Genomic DNA, 7,838 nt, shown 5'->3' with positions numbered 1-7,838 from the left:
CTGCATTCAGATCAAGGGTGGCATTACCAGATGAAACCGTTTGCCAATACGCTCAAAGAAAATAATATAAAGCAAAGCATAAGCCGAAAGGGAAACGGTTTAGATAATGCGTTAATGGAGAGTTTCTTTGGGGCTTTGAAGTGTGAAACTCTCTACATTCAAAAGCCTGAAACGATTGAGGCTTTAGAGAGACAGATTCATGAGTATATGCATTATTATAATCATGAGAGAATTCAGATGAAACTAAAAGGACTGAGCCCTGTACAATACAGAGCTCAGTCCTTGATGCAAACTTAAACTGTCCAAGTTTAGGGGGTCAGTTCAAATATAGGTGCTTTTCTTTACATAGCTGATCAGTCAACGCTATCTGTCCTGAGACTATTTACCTAAGAACGAGTTATACATCCAAACTAGCTTTTCTTGTTGTTGTACATACTCATCAAGCAAGTCAGCTGTGCCTTGGTCATCGCTTTCTTCCGCTAGTGCTGACACTTTACGCTGCTCCTCGATAAGCGTTTGCAGGCCAGTGACCACACCTTTAACACAGCTATTACCATCATGGACGTTTTTGTCTTCTTTGATGCTAGTATGCTGAGCAAAATCACTATAAGCATGAAGTGGCGTCTTACCTAAAGTCAAGATACGCTCAGCGATCTCATCGATCTCTACTTGCAGGTTAGTGTACAGATCTTCAAACTGTTCGTGTAATGAGAAAAAGTGCTCGCCCTTGACGTTCCAGTGATAACCGCGCACGTTGATATAAAACATATGATAGCTCGATAGCAGGCTATTTAGCTTTTCAACGACAGCGCCCATGTCCGCTCTTTCTAGGCCAATTTGATTAGTAGTGTTATCTTTATTACTCATAATTTTATCCTTTTAATGTGAGTGTTAATTTTAGAGAACTGTATTTAAAAATCTATAACTAAAAAACGATTAAAAATCTCAATGATAATGTGCTTTTGTTTTTTTAATCAAAATTATTTTATCTTATTAATCAAACAGTAGCAAAACTCGTCTGCTACTCTCTACCTCTTCAATGACTCCTATCATAGCAAAGGCACATCAATAAGTTAAGTGAATTAAATAAACCAATGTAATGAGTTTTATAAAACATGACTTGACTATATTTATCAGTAGCTATGATCAGTATGCTAATACGCTAAGCTGGAGGCTGTAAGCTTTCAGGGTTTAAACCGCGAATAGGCACAACTTCTTGTAAGTGCTGTCTAATCGTATCAATAGGGAATTTTTGTGCCTTTAAACGCTTAGGAATAATCTGACTGCCTTGCTGACCTTTCATCTCAAACATCATAAAGATATAGTCATCAGTCTCATCCCAGCTTTTGACCGCGCTCCAAGGGATAACCGCTTGCTGAGTAGAGCCTGCGCGCATTTGCATGCCACGCATTTGCGGGTTTTGCATCAGATCGGGTTGGTTGGCTGGCATCGCCATGACTAAACCGTGCTTTTGTACCCCAAGTTTCATTTGACGCATCTCCTCAGGCATCTCTTGAGCGGCAACTTGCTTTTCAAACTCTTTTTTGACGTACCATTTAAATCCAAGGGTACGAACTAATAAGTAGATGACGACGGACACGAGCATTAGCCAAAAAATAATCGTCGAGTAGCCAGTCAAAAAGACTAGCCCAGCGATTGCTAAGATAACGACTATCCCTATAATAATCCACTCTTTCATTTTTAGACTTTTTAGACCAAAAGAAGGGCTAGCATTAGTGAATAGCTCGTATTGGGCTTGCTGAAATTCAGCTTCAGTCAAGTTGAGGGCGACAGGTTGCAGCGTGTAGGGATACAGGGCCATAAAAGGTTCTCAAAGACTCATGTTAAGCGTTAGATTAGAGGGGGTTAAGTAAACGGGTTGGCATTAACTTTCGTTGATAGCGGTAGTTATTACTATCAAAAGCTATGAGACAATAATGTCTATGCCAAGTTGACTTAAATGAATAAAAACTATGCGCTTATCTTACCGAAAAGCCACTCTAAAAGAAACACTATAACGACAGAAGTCATAGGGGATAATAATAGAGGGCTAAATAGCGCCCACAAAAGCTATTTGAGGGCATGGTCAAATCAGCTCGGTCTTGGTATTATAGCTACACTTAATTGTTCACTCATTTTGTTCCATTTTATACCTTTTTTCCTCCCTTAGCGCTATAGGCCACTACTATGATAGACCCAAAACTCCTACGCGGCGACTTAACTGATTTACAGCAGCAGCTGACTACGCGCGGTTATGCACTAGATATAGAATTTTGGCAAACGATTGAGTCGGAGCGCAAATCACTGCAAGTGAGAACCGAGGAGCTACAATCGCGCCGTAATGCAGGTGCCAAACAAGTCGGCGCGCTCAAAAAGTCAGGTGAAGATGCAAGCGCGCTACTCGCTGAGATGCAAAGCGTCAGTGGTGAGATAAAAACGGCAGAAGATGAGCTACGTACTTTGCAAGAGCGCATCAATCAAGCGGCGCTACAAATTCCTAATCTTCCAGCTAGTGATGTGCCAGTAGGCGAGTCAGAGGATGATAATGTAGAAGTACGCCGCTGGGGCAACCCGCGCGAGTTTGATTTTGACATCCAAGATCATACTCATATCGGTGAGACTTTGGGGATGCTTGATTTTGAAGCGGCAGCTAAGCTGACGGGCAGTCGTTTTAATGTGCTAAAAGGACAATTGGCGCAGCTGCATCGTGCGCTGATACAGTTTATGCTGAACACTCATACGGTCAAGTATGGCTATACCGAGACTTATGTGCCCTATATCGTCAATTCTGAGAGCTTAAAAGGGACAGGTCAGCTGCCTAAGTTTGAAGATGATTTGTTTAAACTGACTAATCATACCAACAACGAAGGCACGGATTTCTACTTGATTCCGACCGCCGAAGTACCGATGACTAATTTGGTACGCGGTGAACGTTTGGAGAGTAAAGAGCTGCCACTGAAATATACCGCGCATACGCCGTGCTTTCGTAGTGAAGCAGGCTCGCATGGTCGTGATACGCGCGGCCTGATTCGTCAGCATCAGTTTGAAAAGGTCGAGATGGTCAATATTGCAACGCCCGAGCAATCAGACGAGCTTTTAGAGGCGATGACCGGACAGGCGGAATACCTCTTACAGCAGCTCAATTTACCGTATCGTACGGTTATGCTGTGTACGGGCGATATGGGCTTTGCCGCGCAAAAAACCTATGATATCGAAGTGTGGCTACCGAGCCAAGACACCTACCGTGAGATCTCTAGCTGCTCAAACTGTGGCGACTTCCAAGCGCGCCGTATGGGTACGCGGGTCAAAGACGGTAAACAAACCAGCCTTGCCCATACTCTTAATGGCTCAGGCCTTGCCGTTGGTCGTACCTTACTTGCGGTCATGGAAAATCATCAAAACGCTGATGGTAGCATCACTATTCCAGAAGTATTGCGTCCGTTTATGGGTGGGGCTGAGACAATTGTAGTTTAAGTAGCTATTTGCCACTATGAGCTACAAATAGCTAAATGCACTTAAAGTTTATGAGTAGCAATTTATCTTATCCGTCGATTCTGCCTATCTAATCTATCTACATGTCTATCATTTGATAAAACTAATAGGAGTGATTGCGAAATGCAAACGCTCCTGTCAGCGCATTTTTAGATAGGGTTATCGCAAATATGTTAATATTGCCGCTGACTTAATTATCTTTTTGTTTTTCTAATTATTGAGGGTATTTATTACGCTCTAATCTTATTACCCAATCGCTTTTCCTTTTGTCTTCTCGACTTCTCATCCGAATATTAGGACCTGCTATGCCTACCCCAATTAATGAACGTAAACTTGCCAATGCCATCCGTGTACTGTCTTTTGATGCGGTGCAAAAAGCCAATTCTGGTCACCCCGGTGCACCAATGGGCATGGCGGATATTGCCGAAGTATTATGGCGTAAGTTTTTGAAGCATAATCCTGCTGATCCTAACTGGCATAACCGTGATCGTTTTGTGTTATCAAATGGCCATGGCTCGATGCTGATCTACTCTTTGCTGCATCTATCAGGTTATGATGTCAGCGTTGATGATTTAAAAGGCTTTCGCCAATTGCACTCAAAGACGCCTGGCCATCCGGAACTGGGCTATACGCCAGGGGTTGAAACTACCACAGGGCCGCTAGGACAAGGTATCGCCAATGCGGTAGGCTTTGCTATTGCCGAAAAAACGCTTGCCGCTCAGTTCAACCGTGACGGTCATGAAGTCATCGACCATCATACTTACGCCTTCTTAGGCGATGGTTGCTTGATGGAAGGCATCAGCCATGAAGTCTGCTCCCTTGCAGGTACCTTAGGACTTGGTAAACTCGTCTTCTTCTATGATGACAACGGCATCTCTATCGACGGTGATGTTGAAGGCTGGTTTACCGATGATACGCAAATGCGCTTTGAAGCTTATGGCTGGCAGGTGATCAAAGTTGATGGCCATGATACCGACGCTATTACTAAAGCCACTGAGCAAGCGATTAACGAAACGAGTAAGCCAAGCTTAATCATCTGCAAAACCACTATTGGTGCCGGTAGTCCGAATAAACAAGGCAAAGCCTCAAGCCACGGTGCGCCACTTGGTGATTACGAAATCGCTTTGACTCGTGATGAGCTCGCTTGGAAACACGCGCCGTTTGAATTAGATGATGAAATCTATGAAGCATGGGATGGCAAAGCCAAAGGCGATGTTATGCAGAAGAACTGGAACGCAACCTTTGAGGGCTATAAAAAAGCCTATCCAGAGCTTGCAGACGAGCTGATGCGCCGCCTCAATGGTGAATTACCAAACGACTTTGATGATCAAGCAAAAGACTACATTCAGCAGACCCAAGAGCAGGGTGGTGATGTCGCTAGTCGTAAAGCCAGTCAAAACGCGATCAATACTTTGCAGCCCTTATTACCAGAGCTTATGGGCGGCTCAGCAGATCTTGCAGGTTCAAACCTAACACTTTTCAAAGACGCTAAAGGTATCGAAACCGACGCTGATGGTAACTACATCTACTACGGCGTGCGTGAGTTCGGTATGACTGCTATTGCTAACGGTATCGCGCTCCACGGCGGCTTCATCCCCTATGTTGCTACCTTCCTGATGTTTATGGAATACGCGCGTAACGCGGTACGTATGGGCGCATTGATGAAGCAGCGCATTATTCATGTCTACACGCATGACTCAATCGGTCTAGGTGAAGATGGTCCAACGCATCAACCTGTTGAGCAGTTGACTAGCCTACGTACCACGCCAAACCTACGTACATGGCGTCCTTGTGATGCGACTGAATCGGCTAGCGCTTGGGTAGAAGCACTCAAATCAGAGAACAATCCATCCGCACTAATTTTTAGTCGTCAAGGTTTGCCGCATCAAGCTCGAGATAATGAGCAAGTAGCTAATATTACCAAAGGTGGCTATGTCTTAGCTAAAGAGCAAGGCGAGCTACGAGCTATCATCATCGCGACAGGTTCAGAAGTAGGCCTAGCAATGGAAGCGCATAAAATGCTTGGCGAAAATGGCGTTGGCGTGCGTGTGGTCTCTATGCCATGTGCGGAGATCTTTATGGAGCAAGATAGTGATTATCGCGAGTCGGTATTACCTGCTGACATCCGTGCCCGCGTCGCTGTGGAAGCGGCACATGTGGACTACTGGTATAAGTTTGTCGGTCTCGATGGCAAAGTCATCGGTATGACGACTTATGGTGAGTCAGCGCCTGCGAGTGACTTATATAAAGAGTTTGGCATCACGACTGAAGCAGTCGTTGAAGCGGTAAATAGTTTGATTTAATTTGTAGGTTGCGGCTTTAGTCCAGCACTTAGCTATGATTTATGGTTGGGTTAATGACATTGTGCGAAGAAGAGCTGCCAGATAATTCTGGTGGCTCTTTTTTTATATTTAGAATATTATTTCCTAAACTACTAAAGGAATAATTGTAAAATACTGAAATAATTAAACACTTAATAACGAATTCTGTCGCGTGAAAGGAATCTCTAGTGAAGAATAATTTTACAGTCGATAATAACACTTTCGCTTCAAATCCAGGTAATGCAAAACTTGATAAATGGGTATGGTTTCGTCATCATAAAATAGCTGTAGGTTCATTAGTTTTACTTTTAGTTTGCTCAATACTCGCTACTGTGGTTATCGATACCGTATATTTATTCGTTATTGTTGTAGCAGTTATTATCAATCTTTACTATTGGACAAACAAAAAAGAGCATTTCTTAAGTGGTCATTCAAATGGTGGTATCGTGGTGGGTACTCATCCAACTCTCGTTGCCGTGAATGGAGATTTAAGTAAAGGCTATGGTTATTTTCCAGTTATTAAGATAACAAAGCGCAATTCATTAAAAAATGTGCGCATCGGTGACAGGATTCCAACCGTTGCCCTTTATACAGCTTCATCTGATGAGTTTTTATCACACTGGATAAACTTTAATCCAATTCCCTTATCTTATGCTACAGACGACCCAAAAGTTATTGAATTAGCTATGCAGAGCTATCCAAATGAGCAGTGGGAGCAACTAGAAAAGCACTTGTTGAAGTTAGAGAAGCCTTACAAGGTTGGTTTGTACCAAGTTGGAAAAGAAGATAGTAGTTGGAATGAGTTATCTAATGACTCTATAAATGTTCTAGATAGTCTTGTGCTTGAACAAGGACATGAGGGTATAAACCTGACAAAAATTGTTATCAGCGTGGTTGTGTTTTTAGCTGTTTTAAAAGCATTAGAGTTTTTTGTTTGAACGGATGAAATTCAAGGAATAGTTATCACATTTTGACTACTAATTTAGAGATAGAAAGATAGAGAATTTATTTTTGAAATATGAAACTTACAAGCCATGAAAATGAAGTATTAATTCATCAAACTTAAACTGCTCTATAGTGAACCGCTATTAGTGTTATTCCCTGTTTGCTAATCTACGGACAGCTTAAGGACGTGTACCTGTTTTGTATGGGCACATTGATTAGGCAGGCATACTGGCCTATTATCAAACTCATAGATATCTTAAATAATCTGATTAAGGAGAGTTATCATGTCGAATAAGTCTGCAAAACAAGCGCCGAAAGACGATATTACATTGAGTAAAAAGGCGAAAAAGAAGCTAAGTAAGCTGAATCTACAGCGTCAAAAAGAACAAGATAAAATAGATAAGGCGCGTCAAAAAGAGTTAGCTAAGGTTGATAAAGTGCGCCAAAAAGAGCAAAGCAAAGTGGATAAGAAGATCCAAGGCTTGGTAGACGATATCAACCAAAAGGCGCTAAAGAAGCAGGAAAAAATAGATACCAAAATTCAGAAAAGAAGAAATAAGATCGACAAAGCGGGTATCGAGCAAGATCAGCCGTGGCAGTACTAAAAATAATTGAAAGCTGTTGTAATCGTTAGCTTTTAGCTATTTAACCGTTATTGTTCGAAATGTACATATCTGCTAATAAGTGATTACTTTAAATCCAGCGTTAAACGTAAACAATGAACGTTTGGCGCTGGATTTTTATGTTTAAGTCAAAGCGTAATAAATATCACAGCCGCCGTATTTGTTTTAGTTTGCCGCTATAAGCTGTCCTGTAATATTAATCGGTATAATCGTACCACTCCCTAAATATGCTACCTCAAAGTCGACCTTAGTCTTTGGCACATCGAGCTGCCACTTTTGCGCTGCTGCTGCCATCACAGGTAGTGATAATAGTAAGCTGGCGCTAAGAGCGGTTTTTAGTAGTGTGCTGCTGACAATATTCATAAAGTTGATCCAAAAAGCTAGGGCGTGTCTTCAATTCATCTTACAATGAACGATAGTACACGCCAGATAAAGCATTGACTTAAAATTACGAGCT

8 protein-coding genes are annotated in these 7,838 nt (G+C 42.2%); 5 read left to right on the top strand and 3 right to left on the bottom strand.

Annotated elements, in window-relative coordinates:
- A partial coding sequence (locus ACS8FD_RS12725; RefSeq protein ID WP_439276179.1) for a transposase occupies positions 1-297 on the top strand: 297 nt, incomplete at its 5' end.
- An 81-nt stretch (positions 298-378) separates the two neighbouring features.
- Here ACS8FD_RS12725 and ACS8FD_RS12720 read toward each other — a convergent pair.
- Positions 379-867: a Dps family protein gene (locus tag ACS8FD_RS12720; RefSeq protein WP_439276178.1), complete on the bottom strand. Its 489-nt coding sequence runs from the start codon at positions 865-867 to the stop codon at positions 379-381.
- A 295-nt stretch (positions 868-1,162) separates the two neighbouring features.
- On the bottom strand, positions 1,163-1,822 hold the full coding sequence (locus tag ACS8FD_RS12715) for a YcxB family protein (protein ID WP_439276177.1): 660 nt from the start codon (positions 1,820-1,822) through the stop codon (positions 1,163-1,165).
- A gap of 365 nt (positions 1,823-2,187) precedes the next feature.
- Here ACS8FD_RS12715 and serS point away from each other — a divergent pair, with 365 nt between their 5' ends.
- The 4 genes from serS to ACS8FD_RS12695 all read left to right on the top strand — a co-directional run bounded on the left by serS (position 2,188) and on the right by ACS8FD_RS12695 (position 7,363).
- A complete protein-coding gene (serS, locus tag ACS8FD_RS12710; RefSeq protein ID WP_439276176.1) occupies positions 2,188-3,474 on the top strand; it encodes a serine--tRNA ligase in 1,287 nt (428 codons plus the stop codon).
- 323 nt (positions 3,475-3,797) lie between these two features.
- Positions 3,798-5,795: a transketolase gene (gene tkt, locus ACS8FD_RS12705; protein ID WP_439276174.1), complete on the top strand. Its 1,998-nt coding sequence runs from the start codon at positions 3,798-3,800 to the stop codon at positions 5,793-5,795.
- A 206-nt stretch (positions 5,796-6,001) separates the two neighbouring features.
- Positions 6,002-6,751, top strand: coding sequence for a DUF3239 domain-containing protein (locus ACS8FD_RS12700; protein ID WP_439276173.1), 750 nt, complete (start codon positions 6,002-6,004; stop codon positions 6,749-6,751).
- Between the two features lie 291 nt (positions 6,752-7,042).
- A complete protein-coding gene (locus ACS8FD_RS12695) occupies positions 7,043-7,363 on the top strand; it encodes a hypothetical protein (RefSeq protein ID WP_439276172.1) in 321 nt (106 codons plus the stop codon).
- A gap of 183 nt (positions 7,364-7,546) precedes the next feature.
- Here the strand turns inward: ACS8FD_RS12695 and ACS8FD_RS12690 are convergent, their stop codons facing one another.
- Positions 7,547-7,744, bottom strand: a complete 198-nt coding sequence (locus tag ACS8FD_RS12690) for a hypothetical protein (RefSeq protein ID WP_439276171.1) — start codon at positions 7,742-7,744, stop codon at positions 7,547-7,549.
- Between the last annotated feature and the right edge of the window lie 94 nt (positions 7,745-7,838).

Source organism: Psychrobacter sp. 1U2, assembly GCF_051847575.1.
The sequence above is the reverse complement of the archived record's forward strand: the minus strand, read 5'-3'. Positions and strand labels throughout refer to the sequence as shown.

Coding starts and splice junctions, on each gene's coding strand:
- ACS8FD_RS12690 (WP_439276171.1), bottom strand. CDS start 7,744: ATGAATATTGTCAGCAGCACACTACTAAAAACCGCTCTTAGCGCCAGC.
- ACS8FD_RS12715 (WP_439276177.1), bottom strand. CDS start 1,822: ATGGCCCTGTATCCCTACACGCTGCAACCTGTCGCCCTCAACTTGACT.
- serS (WP_439276176.1), top strand. CDS start 2,188: ATGATAGACCCAAAACTCCTACGCGGCGACTTAACTGATTTACAGCAG.
- tkt (WP_439276174.1), top strand. CDS start 3,798: ATGCCTACCCCAATTAATGAACGTAAACTTGCCAATGCCATCCGTGTA.
- ACS8FD_RS12720 (WP_439276178.1), bottom strand. CDS start 867: ATGAGTAATAAAGATAACACTACTAATCAAATTGGCCTAGAAAGAGCG.
- ACS8FD_RS12695 (WP_439276172.1), top strand. CDS start 7,043: ATGTCGAATAAGTCTGCAAAACAAGCGCCGAAAGACGATATTACATTG.